This is a genomic window from Mycolicibacterium vulneris (assembly GCF_002104765.1).
GTDB classification, from domain to species: Bacteria; Actinomycetota; Actinomycetes; order Mycobacteriales; family Mycobacteriaceae; genus Mycobacterium; species Mycobacterium vulneris.
This window is the reverse complement of sequence record NZ_NCXM01000011.1, coordinates 138,846-155,209: the sequence shown is the minus strand read 5'-3', so window position 1 is coordinate 155,209 and position 16,364 is coordinate 138,846. Positions and strand designations below refer to the sequence as shown.

Genomic DNA, 16,364 nt, shown 5'->3' with positions numbered 1-16,364 from the left:
GGCCGTCTGCCGCGGGGAACGGCCCGCGGCTAGGAAGCGTCGCGCAGGCGGGTCTCCACATCCTTGATTCCCTGGCGTAGGTGCTCGGCCAAGTGCCATTCCTCACCGCTGTGGGCATCGCGCAGCGCCATGTCTACTGCCGATTTGGCGTCCGAGAGATGTCCTCGGCGTTCCTCCCCCTGAGCGGTGATGGCATGGAGGACGGCCTTCACGGCCTCCTGACAGGAGTTGGCGAAACCGTCGAGATGCGTGACCGACATGCTGACCCCTTTTTCCGCCTGTTTCAGCGAAATGCCCGCTGTTACGGGACTACAAACATTCCGGCGATTCGAGTCCCGGCGGCTCCGCCGACGAGCGCCTCAGGGGATCGCAGGTCAGTCGCCGGTCTCGATTGACGCGACTCGTGCGGCCGCGTCGGGACCGCAGAAGCGCTGCAGGTCCACTCCGCCCGCGCCGAGCAGGTCGTCAATGCGGCGCTTGAGGTCGCCCGAGGAAATGTGGGCATACAGGTTTCCACCCGGGCAAGAGGTTTGGGCCAGGTCCCGGTGGCCCGCCAGTGTGTCGGCCGAAATGTGAAAATTCTGAGCCGCCCAGGCGAACGCGCGAGCTGCTCCCTGGAGCTGGGCTTCCGGCACAGCCTCTTGATCGAAGTCTCCTTCGCAGAGGACCAGGAAATGTCCCGTCGTGTCGTAGTCAGTCGCGGTGTCGCCCGCGAGCTCGGTGCTCCGCAGTTCATAGATGTTGCCATTGCGGTCGATGCCGACGTGATAGGCGATGTCGATCCACCCGTGCTGGTCCTGGTGGTATCGCTGATCCTGCCGGAGATGGCTTGGGGCATTGCGGTTTTCGCCAAGGACGACAGCCTCGTGGTGGAGAGTCATCCGGGTGATGGTGTGGCGCTTCCCTCCGGAGCGGGCCGGTCGCGCGCCCCAGGCGTCCCGGCATAGCAACAGTGCCGAAGTCGCAGCGGTCAGGCTTGCACTGATTGTCGGCGTCGGGGGAGAAGTCGAAGCCGAAGGTGGCTTCGGGCGGGACTCAGAAGCCGACTCAGAAGTCGCCCTCGAGCAGCCGCCGACCAGGGATGCCACGCCAGCGCTGCCGGCCATCATCAGCAGCTGACGGCGGCTGATGTGGGCTGGCCGGCCACACGCTGGCTCACACACGGTCCTCACGATACGGGCGTAGCGCCTGCCCGCGGGACGCCTTCATTCATGTCCACCCAGGGCGTCCCGCACGCGTCCGCGCGCCCGGTCGAGCCGGGCGGCGGCCTCGGCCGCGTCGACGCCCGCGAGCAGTGCCACGATCGCGGTCTTGGCGTGACCGCCCGCGGCGGCGAGCGCGGCGGTCGCGGCCTCCTCGTCGACGCCGGCTGCGTCGCGGACGATCCGTACCGCTCGGCGGCGCACCTTCGCATTGGTCGCGCGCACGTCGACCATCCGCGGTCCATACGCCTTGCCGAGCGCGATCATCACGCTCGTCGATAACGCGTTGAGCACCACCTTTTGCGCCGTTCCCGCGGTTAGCCGCGTGGAGCCGGCGAGCACTTCGGGCCCGGTCAGCAGCTCGATCACCACGTCGGCGGACGCCTCGCTGCCCGGGTTGTTGACGATCGCGACGGTCAGGGCGCCCGCCGCGCGGGCGTGCTCAAGCGCCCCGAGCACATACGGCGTGCGGCCCGACGCCGTGATCCCGACGAGCGCGTCGGCGGCGGTCAGGTCGGCGAGATCGGCGGGATCGAACGCGTCTTCGGCGCCCTCGATCGCCTCGGTCAGCGCCGCCGGTCCGCCGGCGATCACGCCGCGCACCAGGTCGGTGCCGAACGTCGGCGCGCACTCGGCCGCGTCGAGCACTCCGAGCCGCCCGGGCGTTCCGGCACCGGCGTAGACGAGGCGGCCGCCGCGCTCGAGCCGCGCCGCGATCGCGTCGGCCGCCGCGGCGATCCGCGGGACCGCCGCCGCCACCGCGCCGTGCGCTTCGGCTTCGGCGGCAACGAGCAGCGCGACGACCTCGGCGATGGGGCGCGCGTCGAGATCGTCGAGGTCTGGCCGCACCGCCTCGGTGGCGAGCGCATCGAGTCCTTGCGGGACAACGGCTTTCGGATCCGCCTGCACGCGAATCACATACGGCTCGTGGATCGTCCGTAGTTGCAGCGCGCCGTCGAGCGCGTCGCCGGCGGCCGGGATGAGGTCCAGCTGCGCGCGCAGCGCCTGGACTCCCGCCAGTCCGCCGACCATCGCCACCGGGCCATCCCCGGCCGCGCGGGCGGTCGCGGCGAGCGCCTCGGAGGCGGCGCTGATGATCGCCAGCGCCGCGGCGTCACCATGTGCGGCTAGGACGTCCGGCGCGAACGACGCGAGCGCGGCGGCACCGGTGAGCTGCGCGGGCCAGGTCTTCGGTGCGCCGAAGCGGGCGCGGGCGGCGTCGAGCAGCGTGGTGGACGGTCCGCGGCCGTCATGAGCGCGCAACGCCGCGCGCAGTCCGGCGGCGCCGATCCACGCGCCGCCGCCCTCGTCGCCCAGCCAGGGACCCCAACCGTCGGTGGTGCGCAGCACGCCGTTCGCGTCGATGGAGAGCGCCACGACACCGGTGCCCACGATCAGCACGATGCCCGGCTCCCCGTTCAGCGCGCCCGCGTGCGCGATCACCGCGTCACTCGTCACGGCGACGCGTTGCGCCCCAAGCGATTTCAGCAATGCATCGCCCAGAGCACGCGCCGCGCCCGGCGCCGCCAGCGCCCCGGCCGCGCCCACCATCACCTCGTCGACCGGGCCGAAATCCCGCGCTAGCTTGCTGGCCAAGGCCAGGATCGCCGCCTCCGCGGCCCGTACGCCGCCAGGGGTCGCGAGCCCCGGCGCGCCCGCGCCCTCGGCCCTGCGGCCGCCTGCCGCGGCCCGGCAGGAGGTCTTACCGAGGTCGACGGCGAGGATCACCGCAGCTTCTGCGCGAATTCGATGATGTTGCCGTCGGGGTCGGCGATGTGCAGCGTCCTTTCGTGCCATGGTCGATCCACCGGTCCGGTCAGGATGTCGACACCGAGCCCTCGCAACCGTGCCGCTTCCGCATCGACGTCGTCGATCAGGAAGCCGATCTCACCGCAGGGCGGGTTGCCGCCTTCGCGACCGATGAGCTCGGGCAGCTTCGAGCGTTCGAAAAGCGAGAACTTCGTGTTCTCCATTTCGAACTCGACATAGCCATCGCCTTCGATTCGCACCCGGAGCCCGATCACGTCGCGGTAAAACGCCATAGACCGGCGCAGCGACTCGACATAGTGAATGACGTAGTCCACACGACGCATGCAATGCACGGTATCGGTTTCCGCAGCCCGATTTCTGCATCGCTGCGTCGACCGTCAAGTGGGCCTTGGCATCGCCCCCGCGGCGTAAGGTTCGACCATGAACGTCCCCCCGGACATTCACTATGCGAAGAGTGGCGGCCTGAACATCGCGTACTCGGTGACGGGAGAGGGGCCCGACCTCGTCGTCGCGCCCGGCTTCATCTCGCACCTCGACATCATGTCTGAGGAGCCGTCGGTCGTTCACTTCTACTCGCGGCTCGCGTCCTTTCGTCGCGTCGTCACCTTCGACAAGCGGGGCACCGGCCTTTCGGATCCGGTGATGCACGCGCCGACATTGGAAGAGTCCGTCGACGACCTGCGCGCCGTCATGGACGCGGCCGGATGTGAACGCGCCGATCTCGTGGGCGTTTCGGAAGGCGGCACGATGGCGATCCTGACGGCGGCCGGCCATCCCGATCGCGTGAATGCGCTTGTCCTGTATGGCTCGTTCTCTCGCCTGCTCCGGACGACGGACTATCCGCTCGGCGTCACCGAGGAGCAGCTGTCGGCGTTGGTTGAGGTGAGTGCCAAAGGCTGGGGTGAGGGCGTCGGATTGGGCGCATGGGCTCCGGGCCGGCGGGGCGACGCCGACTTCCGCCGCTGGTGGGCGCGGCTGCAGCGGGTGGCCGCCAGTCCGGGCATGGTCCGCAACATCTTCGCCCTCTACCCGCAATTGGACATCCGCGACGTGCTGCCCACGATCCAGGCGCCGACGCTCGTGGTGCACCGGCGCGACGACCGGATGGTGAGGCTTGAGATGGGTCGTTACCTCGCCGACCGCATCCCCGGGGCCAAGTTCGTCGAGATCGACGGCGCCGACCATCTGTTCTTTACGGGCGACGCCGATGCCCTGCTCGATGAGGTCGAGGAGTTCCTTACCGGCGTCCGCCCGCAGCCGGCGGTCGAGCGCGTCCTGGCCACGGTGTTGTTCACCGACATCGTCGACTCCACGAAGCGGGCGGTCGAGCTTGGCGACCAGCGATGGAAGGAGCTGCTCGGCAGGCACGACGCCCAGGTACGGCGCCAGCTCGCACGGTTCCAGGGTTGTGAGGTCAACACGACGGGCGACGGCTTCCTCGCCCGGTTCGACGGGCCCGCCCGCGCCATCCGGTGCGCCATGGCGATCCGCGACGTAATGCGGAGCCTGGGCCTCGAGGTGCGGGCCGGCGTACACACGCGTGAGGTCGAGTTGCGCGACGGCGGCGACATCAGCGGCATCGCCGTCCACATCGCAGCGCGTGTGGCGGCGGCGGCCGGGGCCGGCGAGGTGTTCGTTTCGCGCATCGTCGTCGACCTGGTCGCCGGGTCGGGCCTCGGCTTCGCCGCTCGCGGCGAGCACGTCCTCAAGGGTGTGACGGGTGAGTGGGGGCTGTTCGCCGTCGAGGGTTGACGCCCGGCTGCAGCATCGATTGCGGCGGGGCGCAGAACTGATACCGTTCAAACCGCAGGCGCTCGCCATATTGACCGCGCGAAAATCGGCAGCCCACACCGCACTGGAGGACTCCATGCGCAGGAGCGCGTAATGAGCGATGCCGCCTGGGCCCTCTACACCGAGCAGATGAACAACGTCGACGGCTGGTTCTTCGAGGCCGACGTCGAGCTCTTCAGCCAGCTGCTCGCGTGCCAGACGGCCGAGGGCATCAAGGGTGACATGTTGGAGATCGGCGCGTACCACGGCAAGTCCGCCATCTTGATGGGTTATGGCCTGCGTGACGATGAAGACCTGGTGATCTGCGATCTGTTCGGCGCCGTGATGGATCACGCCGACATCGCGCAGGCCCCGCGCCGGGAGTACTCGGGGCTGGATCAGCACCAGTTTCTGGCCAACTGGGATCGGTTCCACACCCGCCGGCCAACGCTGGCGGTCTGCGAATCATCGGCGCTCGATCTGGGCGAACGGGCACTGCGCTTCGTCCACATCGACGGTTGTCATGCCTACCAGTGCGTCGCCAATGACATCAGGCTCGCCGTGACTCACACGGCCGAGCGGGGCGTGATCGCGATGGACGATTATCGAGGGGTCGAAACCCCCGGCGTGGCGGCGGCCGTCTGGCAGGCGGTCGGCAATGGTTTCGTGTTCCCCTTCGCGGCGACGTATATGAAGCTCTACGCCTGCACGACGGCCGCCGATCAGACTTACTGGTTAGAGCGGGTCCGGAATCGCGGCGACATCTGCGCCTTCCCCGACTTCGGCTTCCCGTCATATCGTGGCGTTTCGGACATGCACATTCACCACTCGGACGACGAGCACTGACAGGGGTTCAGTCCGAGTCTTGGCCGACCATAGCTTCCAGGAGATCGGCTGCCGTGGCAGCGCTTTCGGCGGGTGTGGCCATCTGAGCGGCGACCTCAAGGGTTCGAGCGATGCAGTGCGGAGTGAGGATGGCCCGCAGATCGGCGAGCAGCGAATCCGGGGTGGTTGCGGAGAAGTGCCGTCCGATGCCGACGCCCAGCTGGCCGACCGCGGCGGCCCACATCGGCTGATCGACCGAAACCGCAAGGGCCAACGTGGGTTTGCCGGCGCGTATGCCGGCGAACGTGGTGCCGGGACCCCCGTGGTGAACGACCGCGCGGCAAGCGGGAAAGACGGCCGAGTGGTTCACCGCGCTCACCACCTTTATGTGGTCGAATTGCGAGGTATCGGCCAGATCACTTACGCCGCTGCAGATCAGCGCACGCTCGCCCAATTGCGTGCAGGCTCCGCTGATCATCTCGAGCAAGCCGGCGTGAAACGCGACTCGCGCGCTGCTGCCAAAGCCGAAGTAAATCGGTGGCGTTCCCGCGGCAATCCATGACGACACCTCGTCGTCGACGTCCGTCGTCAGCTCCAGCGTCAGACCGCCGACAAAAGGCCGTCGGACATCCCATTTCGCCCACTCGGCTGCCAGCCCGGGGAAGAAGAGCTCGTCGTAGGCCTGAATCTCCAGCGGTTGTCGCACCGAGGGCCCCGTTTCCTCCGGTAGGCCCAACATTCGGCGCAGGGCGTCTTCGGCCCCTTTGGTAACTTGCGTACACGTATCACGCCCGAGCGGGTAGATGTGCAGCGCAGCCTGCGGAATGTCATAGTATTCCGCAACATTGGCGGCCAGCCCCTGCTGGCTCGCGTCTGTCAACACCAGGTCGGCCCCGTCCGCCAGCGACGTGAGCGCCGTGCCCAGCTGCGGCCACAGTCGCTTGAGGTCCTCTGCAATCACCCACGCCATGAAGACCGGGTTCGGCGTCTCCCCGTATTTCCGGGCGATGTCCGCGTTCTGCCGAACCTGGTCGGGACCGTGGGGCACCGCAGGAAGCCCCGCCGATTCGACGAAGCTAACGTAGTTGGGCGGCACCGCCATGGTGACATCGTGACCTCGGCGCTGCAGCTCCCGACCGATGGTGGCGCACGGCTCGACATCACCCCGAGTTCCCAAGCTTGCCAGCACAATTCTCATCGCTGGATGCCGCCATCGGGGCCTGCGCGGACGATGCCTCTGAAATAGTCGATCGTCCGTTCGGCACCTTCTTCGAACGAGATTCGTGGTGTCCAGCCGAGCGCGGACTCGGCGAGGGTGATGTCCGGCCTGCGCTGCTTCGGGTCGTCCGGCGGCAGTGGCTCATAGACCGTGGTCGAGGGCGATCCGGTCATCTCCTTGATAATGCTCGCGGTTTCGAGGACGGTGCGTTCGGCTGGGCTGCCGAGGTTGACGGGTCCAATGAACGAAGCGTCGCTCGCCGCCATACTCACGAGCCCTTCGACGAGATCGTCGACATAACAAAAGGAACGGGTCTGGCTGCCGTCCCCGAAGACGGTGATCGGTTCTCCGCGCAGCGCCTGGACTATGAACGACGAGATGATTCGGCCATCCTCTGGATCCATCCTCGGACCGTAGGTATTAAAGATGCGGACGACCTTGATCGGGACGCGGTAGCGACGCGCGTACTCGAGCGTCAGCGTCTCCGCAACCCGCTTGCCTTCCTCGTAGCAGGCCCGCACCCCGAAGCAGTTGGCGTTGCCCCAGTAATTCTCGGCCTGCGGATGGATCGTCGGATCCCCGTAGACCTCGCTGGTGGAGGCCTGCAGAATCGTCGCTCCCCGCTCGCGCGCCAGTTCCAGTAGGTTCCTGGTCCCGACGTAGTTGGTCTCCAGGGTGAACAGGGGATCCCGCTGGTAGGCGCGCGGCGAAGCGGGACAGGCCAGGTTGAAGATGACGTCCAACGGACCGGACCCGACCGCGTCGACCGGCCGGGTGATGTCATGCTCGACGAAACTGAAGCCCGGGTCCCCGTCGAGCTGCGCGATGTTCTCGCGCCTGCCGGTGCAGAAGTTGTCGAGTCCGATGACTTCGATGCCGTCGCGGCGGAGACGATCGCACAGGTGGGACCCGAGGAACCCGGCGGCGCCCGCAACGAGGGCTCTCACTGCTCGTTCTCCTTAGTTCCGGCCATCGAACACGTAGCTTCGCATGACCGACGTGACGTCCTGCAAGACGCCCGCGGGAACCGTTTTCACTGACACCGGCGGTTATTGGCTTGTTCAGCTGAAGTTCAGCATCGACCGCCCTCCGGATATCTACAGCGTCCAGACCCGAAGGCAATCAGGTAGGACCGGAGCCAACCGAAGCGGGAAGGAACCGCTCGGTCGACCCGCAACGGCCGCCGTCACGACTGACGCGCGACGATCACCGGAATCTTGGCGCTGTTGACCACCGCCGCCCCAACCGATCCCAGCAGCATGCCTCTGGACCGGCTGCACCCGTGGCTGCCTACCACCATCAGTTGTGCCCGTTCGGACGCCTCGAGCAGCCAGCGTGCCGGATCGCCGATTTCGATTCTGCGACGGATCCCCACGTCGGGATAACGTTCGTGCCAACCCGCCAGCCGTTCAGCGAGCGTTTCCTCCTCCTCGGATAGCGCAGCGTCCCATTTGGAATCTTGGAACGATCGCTTGGAGCCCGAAATCCAGGGATCCATCCAGGCGTGCAGGGCCATCAGGCCGACGCGTCGTCGAAAGGCTTCCTCAAATGCAATGGCAGTCGCCGCTTCCGATGCCGGTGAGCCGTCGATGCCCACCAGCACCGGCGCCCGTGCGACGTTGCCAATCATGGCTTTGTCGTCGTGGATCACGGCGACTGGGCAATGTGCGTGGTAGACCAGTGCCGAACTCACCGAGCCCAGGAACCCGCGGGCCAACCTGCCGCCACGTCCCCGGTAGCCCACCACGACCATCCTCACCCCTCGGGAGATGTCCACGAGCGTCGAAACGGTGGCCGAATGAAACAACTTGATATCGATCTTTACCGGACCGCATTCATCAGTGCTCTCCTCGGCAACCTCGATCGCCGACTCAATGAAACCGCGTGCCCGCTGTCCCTGCCGTTGCCTGGAGCCGGTCGGCGCTGCGACCTCGAACCACTCGGGTAGTCCGGCGTCGACGACATGGACCAGAGTCAGTGGCACATTCCGCAGCGCTGCGTCACAGGCAGCCCACCGGACGGCACCCAGTGCCGCTGCTGAGCCGTCAACGCCTACCAAGATCGCGTCACACGGTGGCTGCCACATTTAAGTTCTTTCCGATCGACTCTCTGCCCTCTGGCAGGATCACTCGGGTCGGCCGCGACTGTCAGGGCCGAAAAGATGCAAGCCTAAGGACCAAAGGCATCCAATTGAGCGGCTAACACGCTCTGGCCGACGCGGCGGCACTTGAGGTCACGCCTTCGGTGGTACGAGATGACTTCTGGGCAGGCACTTCCGGCTGGTAGGACGTCGGATCTTGAGATTCGCGTCGAGGCTGCGGAAGTCGGGTTTCGGTTTGTTCTAGCGTTTCGGGGCCAAGACAACGACGGGAATCCGTCGCGACGTCTTCTTCTGGTATTCGTTGTACCGGTTTTGATTGTTCTTGTTGACGATCTGCCACAGCCGCGGATAGTCGGGGTCGTCGGACAGCACCGGTCGCGCGGTGACCGCGAAACGCCTTGGGCCGACGTTGATCTCGACGTCGGGATTGGCCTTCAGATTGTGGTACCAGCCGGGGGCCTCGGGCGCACCGCCCTTGGAGGCGACGACCAGATAGTTGTCCCCGTCGCGGGCGTAGGTCAGCGACGTCGTGCGCTGTTTACCGGTCTTTGCGCCGACGGTATGCAGCAGCAGACTTGGTATCCACAGCGTGCGGTGACCGATCCAGCCGTTCGTCTTCTGATAAACCGCGTCGTGCACCCGCAGCACCTGCGGGAGCAGCTTCTCCACGAAACTCATAGCTCCAGTCTCACTCAGCGGCGGCTCGCTTTTCCAGTGCCTACCGTCGCCGTTTTCCGCTCATCGCGCGCCGCGGACCTTTAACCTCCGGGCATGGACCGTATCTGGCAGTGGGCGTGGGATCGGTACGGGGCGAGGTATTTGTGGCCGTGTGCCGTGATCGGATTTCTCATTAGTTACCCGATCTACGGCATCCTCTTGTCGTTTCCGATCGTCGCTTTCGAGAAGTCCGGTCAATACGTTCAGGCAGCAGCCGTCACTGTCGGTGCGGTGCTGGTGCTGGTTTGCATGCTGATCGTTCCGGGGCGCCGATGGGCACGGCCTGCGCAGCAGTGGGCGGCGGGCCACGACGTCGAGCGAGCGACCGCCCTCGAGGGCACCTATTCGTTCGCCCGTGGGGCGACTTTCCGAGCGGTGTGGGGGACCGGTGTCTGGGCCGCAGCGCTGTCGGTCTCGGTCGGCGCGATGGCCGGAGCGACCTGGTCGCGGCTGGCCCAGTACGCGATTCTCGGCGCCGTCGTCGGAACGACGGTCCAGCTGGTCGCTTACCACAACGTCGTGGAGGCAGCATGGCGTCCAGCCAGGGTCGCGCTCGCCGGTGACACCGGATTGGGTGATTCACTGCCACGCTCTCGTCCGACTTTCGCCGCGCGGTCGAATGTGTCCATGGTCGCGGTGGCTTTCGGGTACGCCGTTGGCGGCGCACTGTATGCGGCCGTGTTCAATTCCGTCGAGCGAAACCCGATCCTGGCCGTTGCGATTGGCGGCGCCTTGACGCTTCTCTTCGCGGTACCGGTCTCGGTAGGCCTCGGATTCTCGCCGTCACTGCAACCCCTTCGCGACCTTGCCCGAGGCGCCGAACGGGTTGGTACCGGCGACTACAGCCAGCGCCTACCGGTCGTTCACGACGACGACCTCGGTGCCCTGGCCGCGGCGTTCAACCGGATGCAGGCGGGTTTGGCTGAGCGACAACGCCTTCAGGGAGCGTTCGGGACCTACGTCGACCCGGTCCTTGCTGCCCGGCTGCTTCAGCAGGGCGATGACGTGTTCACGGGTGAGCGTCGTCAGGTGACCGTGATGTTCGTCGACATTCGTGACTTCACTACGTTCGCCGAGGCGAACAGCGCCGAAGAGGCGGTCGCCCGCCTCAATGCGCTGTTCGAAATCGTCGTGCCCGCCGTAGTCGACGCCGGCGGCCATGTCAACAAGTTCCTCGGCGATGGAGCGTTGGCCGTGTTCGGCGCACCGAACGATCTCGCAGATCACGCGGACGCGGCGGTATCCGCCGCCGTCCTGATTCAGCGTCTCGTTGCCGAGCGATTCGCCGGCTCGCTTCGGATCGGGATTGGGATCAACAGCGGTCTCGTGATCGCCGGCACCATCGGTGGCGGTGGCAAGCTTGAATTCACGCTGATCGGTGACACTGTCAACGTCGCAGCCCGCGTGGAGCAACTCACCAAGGCCACCGGCGACGCCATCCTGCTCACCGGTTCGTGCGTGGACGCGCTGACATCTCGACCTCCGGCACTCATCAACCGGGGATCACACGCTTTGAAGGGCAAGTCGGCCGAGGTGCTGGTCTTCACGCTCGGCCCACAGATTCCTGCCGCAAGCTGAGCGGCCTAGTGATGATGCGGCGGTTGCTCGTCGCGGAGCCGGCGCTCATCCCACGCCGCGCGCACCTGCTCCTCGTCGCCGAACCGCTCCACGTCCTCGGGCGTGACGTGCACCCGCTTCGGTTTCGGCGCGGGCCGCGGTGGGTGCGAGGGTTCATCGGACATGAGGCGATTATCTCTCAAATCGGACGCACTCTAGGTCTGCGCCCTGGCGATGTTCTCGATGATGATCTGGCAGGTGCACGGCCAGAGGCTCGACCGCCCAGTCGGGCAGGATCGGCACGATGGCGCCCTCGCGCAGTTCCTCGGTGCAGATGATCTGCGTGGGCATGGCACCGATGCCGAGTCCCTGCAGGATGTACTTCGCCGACTTCATCGACTGGCGCACAACCCATTCCGCCGACGACCTCACCACCGAGCTGCTCAACGCCGAGTTCGAGGACGAGAAAGGCGTCACCCGAAAGCTGCGTCGCGACGAGCTGCTGCATTCCGGCCCTGAAATCCGTCAGGGCGCGATCGACTAGTTATGCCTCAGGTGTTTTCGATGATCCACGTGGTGGTGAAGCGCAGCATCTCGGGGATGCCCTTGGTCAAATCGGATCCGATGGTTTTCTCGAGCTTGCCGCCTACCAACGGGATCTTGACCTCCACCCTCAGGGTCAAGTGCAGTTGTGAACCGCCGTCATCCGTCGGCGCCAGCCGGCTTTCCGCACGGCCCGACCCCAACCCGCCGGACGCCGAGACACTGACGTGCCCGCGCACCTGGCGGACGCCGTCCGGTCGCCACGTCTCGGTCTGCACGATCTTCACGTCACCGGTGACGAATTTGGCGACGAACCCGGGGAGGAGTTGACGGCCCAGGTGCTGGGTCGTGCGCACCGTCACCGTGCCATCGGCGTCGGTCACCAGCGAATCCAACGTGGCATCGGCGGAGCCGGCCGCGATGCGGGCCAGCCAGTAGTCCTCGCGACCGAACGCGGCATGTATTTGTTCGACGGTGGCGGATGACTCGGTCGAGACGTCGAATGAGCGCGACATATCCTCCCATTCTTGCAGAGGCCCGGCTCACGGTCGCTCAAAGTGCTGGTAGTCGACCGGCGACGTCCAGTCGCCGCCCCACCGCCACCCACGGTCTGTGAAGATGTGCACGCCGGGGTCCCCGCCGTGCAAGAGCCCCGGGTCGCTGCGGCTGCGGTCCAGATACTCCGACGCGTTGTGCGGTTGGAAGGTGCCGTCGGCGTAGACGCACGGGTTGAGACGCGGATTCAGATCGATGGCCCGACCGTAGGCGTGTTGCGACCAGTGCTCGCTCCCCGGGATGCCTCGGCAATTGAACGCCGACGTGTTGTCGTCCTCCATCGAGAGCTCGTCGTCGGCGGCCGGGTAGCGGTTCGCCGTGCGGATCTTCTCGATGGGAAATCCCACTCGGTAGAGCTGCGCGAAGACCGTGATGATCTCCGGCACCAGGTCCTGGTGCACGATCAGCTCGCCGCGATGGGTCCGGCCGTCGAAACCGACGTGGTCAACTTCGACACGTCGTAGCTGCGCGGGGTCCACCGGGCAGCCCGGCCGCCAGCTCGCACCGAGCTCCGCGGCGGTGACCGGGCGAACGTTGCTAGCGGCGGGCGCCGACGACGTGCCGGCCGCCGACGACGCGGTGGACGATGGCCTGGCCGCAGGGGGTGTCGGCGCGGCGCTGCATTGCGTCAACGTCGCCCCGGCCGCCATCGTGCCCGCCAGCACGGCAACCCACCGCCTGCCGGAGGTCACTGAGGATGTGTCCTCACCGCTTGCTCCATTGCGACAAGACCGTCGCGACCGGGTGTCGCGAGCCAGGTCCGGGGCCAACGCTACTGCAAGCGGCTCCTAATCTTGTGCGCAGCAGTCCCTTTGCGTCGAAGCGGAAGGCGTACTGGATGCCGCCAGGCCGCCGACTTACTCTTGCCATATGCCGGTAGTCAGGGGCGGGTGGAAGTTCTGGCCATCCTCGCTACGCAAGACGGTCGTGGTCGCAATTGTGTTGCTCGCCCTCATCGCGGTTTCTCCGTGGACCTTCACGGCACGCACGCCGGTAGCAGACCGCGCACCGCAGCCCGCACAGACGCCCGCACAGACGCCGGCGCCCGCTGCGGTGCCGACTGTGGCTCCCGCACCCGAGTTCGAGACGATCTCCAAGCTGATGAACGACGCGATAGCGGCGGGCGGGCTGCCGGGCGGCGTGGTGATGGTCGGGCACGACGGCAAGGTCGTCTTCCACCAGGCGTACGGGTCGCGCAAACTCGCGGGCGAACCGGGTCTGGACGGATCGCCGGCACCCGCGGAGCCAATGACCGAGGACACGATCTTCGACATGGCGTCATTGACGAAGTGCCTCGCAACGGCGGTCGCCATCATGCAGCTCTATGAACAGGGCAAGGTGGCGTTCGACGATCCGGTGCAGAAATATCTGCCCGACTTCAACACAACGAACGATCCACGGCGGGCGCAGGTTACGGTGCGCATGCTGCTGACCAACACGTCCGGCGAGGGGATCGACGTAAGCCTGGCAGACCCGTGGGGGCTGGGCGGACCCGACAAAGCCGAAGGCATCCATCGCGCGCTCACCACGCCGCTGCAGTCGGGTCCGGGGGAGCTCTTCCGGTACTCCGACATCAACTACATCCTGTTGGGCGCGCTGCTCGAGAAGACCACCGGCGAGGCCGAGGACACCTACGTCCAACGCAATGTGTTTGCGCCGCTTGGCCTGCAAGACACCCGCTACCTTCCCGTGGCCAAGGCCTGCGGGCCCCACACGATCAGAGGCGCAGCGGTTGCCTGGGCCCCCGCGGCGACGGGAGGTGAGCCGACGACATGTCCCCCGGGGACATGGAATACCAGCCTGCTGCCGCGCGTCGCGCCGACGGCGCGCGACGAGGAAAGCAGAGACGACCCCGGCAAGAATCCGGATTTCTTTGCCCTGCTTCGGGGTACGGTGCATGACCCGACGGCACGCCGGATGGGGGGAGTGGCCGGCAACGCCGGCATGTTCTCGACGGCGCGCGATGTCGGCATATTTGCGCAGGCGCTGCTCGACCGGCTGGCCGATCGCTCGAGTGAGTTTCCTTTGCGGCCAGAAACCCTCGAGCTGATGACGACTCCGCAGCAGCCCGGCCATACCGCCGAACAAGTGCAAGCGGCAAACCGGGCCGCTCAACAAGCTCGCACTCCGACCTATCCGGCGATCGAGGGGCAAAGCCTGTTCGGTTTTGGCTGGGACATCGACACGGCCTTCTCCAGGCCGCGCGGGAAGGTCTTTCCCGTCGGCAGCTTCGGCAACACCGGGTTCACCGGAACCACACTGTGGGTGGACCCAGGCTCGAATACCTACGTCATCCTGCTCTCGAACTCGATCCACCTACGGGGCAGCCCGCCGATCTCGAAGCTCAGGGGCGCGGTGGCCACCGCCGCCGCGCAGGCCTTGCACCTTTACGGCGCCGCGCCACCGGCCTCTACGCCTGCTCCCCGCAAAACGCCTTAGCACCTTGTCATTTGACGCAGGGAATGCCGTCGGCGGTCATCCGCGAGAGGTTGGTAACTGCGGGCTGCTGCGCGCCGGTTCCGGTGGCGGGCACGGTGGTAACGGGTGCCGTGGCGGTCGCGGTCGGCGATTCCGACGTGGAATTGTGGGTCTGGTCGAACCGGGAGAAATCGGTCCCGACGGTCAGCAGCACCGTGTTGCGGGCGACGCTGTCGGATGCGGTCGCCGTAATGTCGTACTGGTCGGCGAGCTCGGTGGCCGCCACCTTCGCGCCGGCTCCGTAGGCGATGGTGCTCGTCTCGGTGGTGGAGTCGGCCGTGCTGACCTTGCCTTCACTGAATTTCCCAGTTGCCAACAGCATTTGGACAGTTGCCGCCTCACCCTGGCGGCCCGAGGCATTGACGACGTCGAGCGCGACGCCGCCTGAGGTGCTCTGCGCACCGTCCGGGCGCGCCGCCGTGGTGGGGCTGCTGGCTGAGGGTGTGGTAGCCGAATCGCCGCCCACCAAGTTGTGCACGATCGAGCGGATGGTGGCTATGTCGATAAAGTTCACATAGGCGCCATCTGAGAGTTGACCGAAGCTGGCGACCGGCAGCGTGTACAGCACCACCGGTCTGTTGGGGAATGCCAACGCATTACGAATGAATTCGTCAAAGTCGAAACCGGCGTCGACGGCGACGTTCTCTTTGGCGACGTTCAACAGGGCATGCAGTTTGGTTGGGTCCGACAATGTTCCGCCGCGGCGCATCGCACTGACCACCGAGACGATGAAGGCCTGCTGGCGCCGGCTGCGATCAAGGTCGGTGAATGCCGCGTCGTTGGGGTCGCGGCGTTGCCGGACGAAGGCCAACGCCTGAGTTGCGCTGATCTGTTGGATGCCTTTCTGAAAGTCCGCTCCGGAGTAGTACCGGTCCGAGGTGTCCGCGCTGAGGCACACCGTGATCGGTTCGACCACCCGGGCGAGTTGGAAGAACCCGGCCAGGGTGACTTCGATGAAGTGATCGATCGGAATCTGCAGAAGACTTTTGACGGTGCTGATTTCGGCTTTGCGGCCCGCCTCCCGTGCCGCCTGTTCCTTGGCCGTCGGGTCTTGCCCTTGCGGCGTCGGAGTCGGCTGGGGGCCGGCGGAACCGTGGCCGGTCATCACCCGCTGGTAAGCGTAGCTGTAGGCCTCCTTGATCTTGCCCCGGCAATCCGAGGTCGGGCATCCGGCCAGATCGACGTAATCGTCGCGGGGGATCGAGATCGCCGTGGCCGGACCGCCGCCGGCAGGCAGGTGCACCACGATGAGCGCGTCGGAATCGCCGTCAGCGGAATCCTCGTTGCCCGCGTGCAGCGCGTCATAGATGTCGGGCGGTAGCGGCTGCCCGTGCTGGTCACGGCGGCTATCCAGGCCCATGATCAGGATGTTCTGGTCGCTTCCGGTCGACGCGGGCTCACCGGCCAATGCCTCGGATTTGGTGATGCCCGCCGACGCGCTCCGATAGGCGTGCCAGGCGATGCCGATGACGACGACCACCATCAGCGATATCAACGCGGCCAGCACCTTGGCACCGGCCACCATCCTGTGGTTGCGGTGGAAGCGATTCCGGGGCCCGGCCTGCGGTGAATCCGCTTCTTCGCCGGGCTTGCCCGCTCGACGCGTCATGACAGATCTGAGAATAGC

The 16,364-nt window shown here is 66.4% G+C and carries 16 protein-coding genes and 3 pseudogenes; 5 read left to right on the top strand and 14 right to left on the bottom strand.

The genetic code is table 11. The annotated features are described in order from the left end of the window. Nucleotides 1–29: 29 nt before the first annotated feature. The 5 genes and pseudogenes from B8W69_RS12900 to B8W69_RS12885 all read right to left on the bottom strand — a co-directional run bounded on the left by B8W69_RS12900 (nt 30) and on the right by B8W69_RS12885 (nt 3,295). Nucleotides 30–260 carry a hypothetical protein gene (locus B8W69_RS12900; protein WP_085290190.1) on the bottom strand — a complete coding sequence of 77 codons (231 nt, stop codon included), beginning with the start codon at nt 258–260 and terminating at the stop codon, nt 30–32. A gap of 114 nt (nt 261–374) precedes the next feature. Next, nucleotides 375–950 (bottom strand): N-acetylmuramoyl-L-alanine amidase, encoded by a 576-nt coding sequence (locus tag B8W69_RS12895; protein WP_281255223.1) that lies wholly within the window; start codon nt 948–950, stop codon nt 375–377. A 255-nt stretch (nt 951–1,205) separates the two neighbouring features. Then, entirely contained in the window at nt 1,206–2,111 is a 906-nt protein-coding gene (murQ, locus tag B8W69_RS32240) for an N-acetylmuramic acid 6-phosphate etherase (protein ID WP_439330608.1), read from the bottom strand. An 87-nt stretch (nt 2,112–2,198) separates the two neighbouring features. Next, nucleotides 2,199–2,999 (bottom strand): annotated as a pseudogene (locus tag B8W69_RS32235) (BadF/BadG/BcrA/BcrD ATPase family protein); the annotation flags it as partial. After that, nucleotides 2,927–3,295: a VOC family protein gene (locus tag B8W69_RS12885; RefSeq protein ID WP_085290188.1), complete on the bottom strand. Its 369-nt coding sequence runs from the start codon at nt 3,293–3,295 to the stop codon at nt 2,927–2,929. The gene B8W69_RS12885 and the pseudogene B8W69_RS32235, both read right to left, overlap by 73 nt. A 97-nt stretch (nt 3,296–3,392) precedes the next feature. Here B8W69_RS12885 and B8W69_RS12880 point away from each other — a divergent pair, with 97 nt between their 5' ends. After that, nucleotides 3,393–4,724, top strand: a complete 1,332-nt coding sequence (locus B8W69_RS12880; RefSeq protein WP_085290187.1) for an adenylate/guanylate cyclase domain-containing protein — start codon at nt 3,393–3,395, stop codon at nt 4,722–4,724. Between the two features lie 132 nt (nt 4,725–4,856). Then, nucleotides 4,857–5,588 carry a class I SAM-dependent methyltransferase gene (locus tag B8W69_RS12875; RefSeq protein ID WP_085290186.1) on the top strand — a complete coding sequence of 244 codons (732 nt, stop codon included), beginning with the start codon at nt 4,857–4,859 and terminating at the stop codon, nt 5,586–5,588. A gap of 7 nt (nt 5,589–5,595) precedes the next feature. Here the strand turns inward: B8W69_RS12875 and B8W69_RS12870 are convergent, their stop codons facing one another. The 4 genes from B8W69_RS12870 to B8W69_RS12855 all read right to left on the bottom strand — a co-directional run bounded on the left by B8W69_RS12870 (nt 5,596) and on the right by B8W69_RS12855 (nt 9,565). After that, complete coding sequence (locus tag B8W69_RS12870) at nt 5,596–6,765, bottom strand: glycosyltransferase (protein ID WP_085290185.1); 1,170 nt, start codon at nt 6,763–6,765, stop codon at nt 5,596–5,598. Then, nucleotides 6,762–7,733, bottom strand: coding sequence for a UDP-glucuronic acid decarboxylase family protein (locus B8W69_RS12865; protein WP_085290184.1), 972 nt, complete (start codon nt 7,731–7,733; stop codon nt 6,762–6,764). Before B8W69_RS12865 ends, B8W69_RS12870 begins: the two co-directional genes overlap by 4 nt. Before the next feature lie 239 nt (nt 7,734–7,972). Then, nucleotides 7,973–8,872, bottom strand: coding sequence for a universal stress protein (locus tag B8W69_RS12860; RefSeq protein ID WP_085290183.1), 900 nt, complete (start codon nt 8,870–8,872; stop codon nt 7,973–7,975). A gap of 255 nt (nt 8,873–9,127) precedes the next feature. After that, nucleotides 9,128–9,565: a nitroreductase family deazaflavin-dependent oxidoreductase gene (locus tag B8W69_RS12855; RefSeq protein WP_085290182.1), complete on the bottom strand. Its 438-nt coding sequence runs from the start codon at nt 9,563–9,565 to the stop codon at nt 9,128–9,130. 93 nt (nt 9,566–9,658) lie between these two features. Between B8W69_RS12855 and B8W69_RS12850 the strand changes: the two genes are divergently transcribed. Beyond that, complete coding sequence (locus B8W69_RS12850) at nt 9,659–11,182, top strand: adenylate/guanylate cyclase domain-containing protein (protein ID WP_085290181.1); 1,524 nt, start codon at nt 9,659–9,661, stop codon at nt 11,180–11,182. Nucleotides 11,183–11,187: 5 nt separating this feature from the next. Here B8W69_RS12850 and B8W69_RS30590 read toward each other — a convergent pair whose 3' ends face one another. Both B8W69_RS30590 and B8W69_RS31395 read right to left on the bottom strand, forming a co-directional pair. Continuing rightward, nucleotides 11,188–11,346: a hypothetical protein gene (locus B8W69_RS30590; protein WP_165762601.1), complete on the bottom strand. Its 159-nt coding sequence runs from the start codon at nt 11,344–11,346 to the stop codon at nt 11,188–11,190. Nucleotides 11,347–11,416: 70 nt separating this feature from the next. After that, a pseudogene (locus B8W69_RS31395) lies at nt 11,417–11,545 on the bottom strand (LysR family transcriptional regulator); the annotation flags it as partial. Here B8W69_RS31395 and B8W69_RS29895 point away from each other — a divergent pair. Continuing rightward, a pseudogene (locus B8W69_RS29895) lies at nt 11,544–11,666 on the top strand (cytochrome P450); the annotation flags it as partial. The pseudogenes B8W69_RS31395 and B8W69_RS29895 sit on opposite strands and share 2 nt — an antisense overlap. Before the next feature lie 46 nt (nt 11,667–11,712). Here B8W69_RS29895 and B8W69_RS12840 read toward each other — a convergent pair. After that, a complete protein-coding gene (locus tag B8W69_RS12840; protein ID WP_085290179.1) occupies nt 11,713–12,219 on the bottom strand; it encodes a DUF2505 domain-containing protein in 507 nt (168 codons plus the stop codon). A 27-nt stretch (nt 12,220–12,246) separates the two neighbouring features. Beyond that, nucleotides 12,247–12,909, bottom strand: coding sequence for a M15 family metallopeptidase (locus B8W69_RS12835; RefSeq protein ID WP_085290220.1), 663 nt, complete (start codon nt 12,907–12,909; stop codon nt 12,247–12,249). Between the two features lie 220 nt (nt 12,910–13,129). On the opposite strand from B8W69_RS12835, the gene B8W69_RS12830 reads away from it, so the two are divergent. Next, entirely contained in the window at nt 13,130–14,698 is a 1,569-nt protein-coding gene (locus B8W69_RS12830; protein WP_085290178.1) for a serine hydrolase domain-containing protein, read from the top strand. Between the two features lie 7 nt (nt 14,699–14,705). Here B8W69_RS12830 and B8W69_RS12825 read toward each other — a convergent pair whose 3' ends face one another. Then, complete coding sequence (locus tag B8W69_RS12825) at nt 14,706–16,346, bottom strand: LCP family protein (RefSeq protein WP_245843230.1); 1,641 nt, start codon at nt 16,344–16,346, stop codon at nt 14,706–14,708. Between the last annotated feature and the right edge of the window lie 18 nt (nt 16,347–16,364).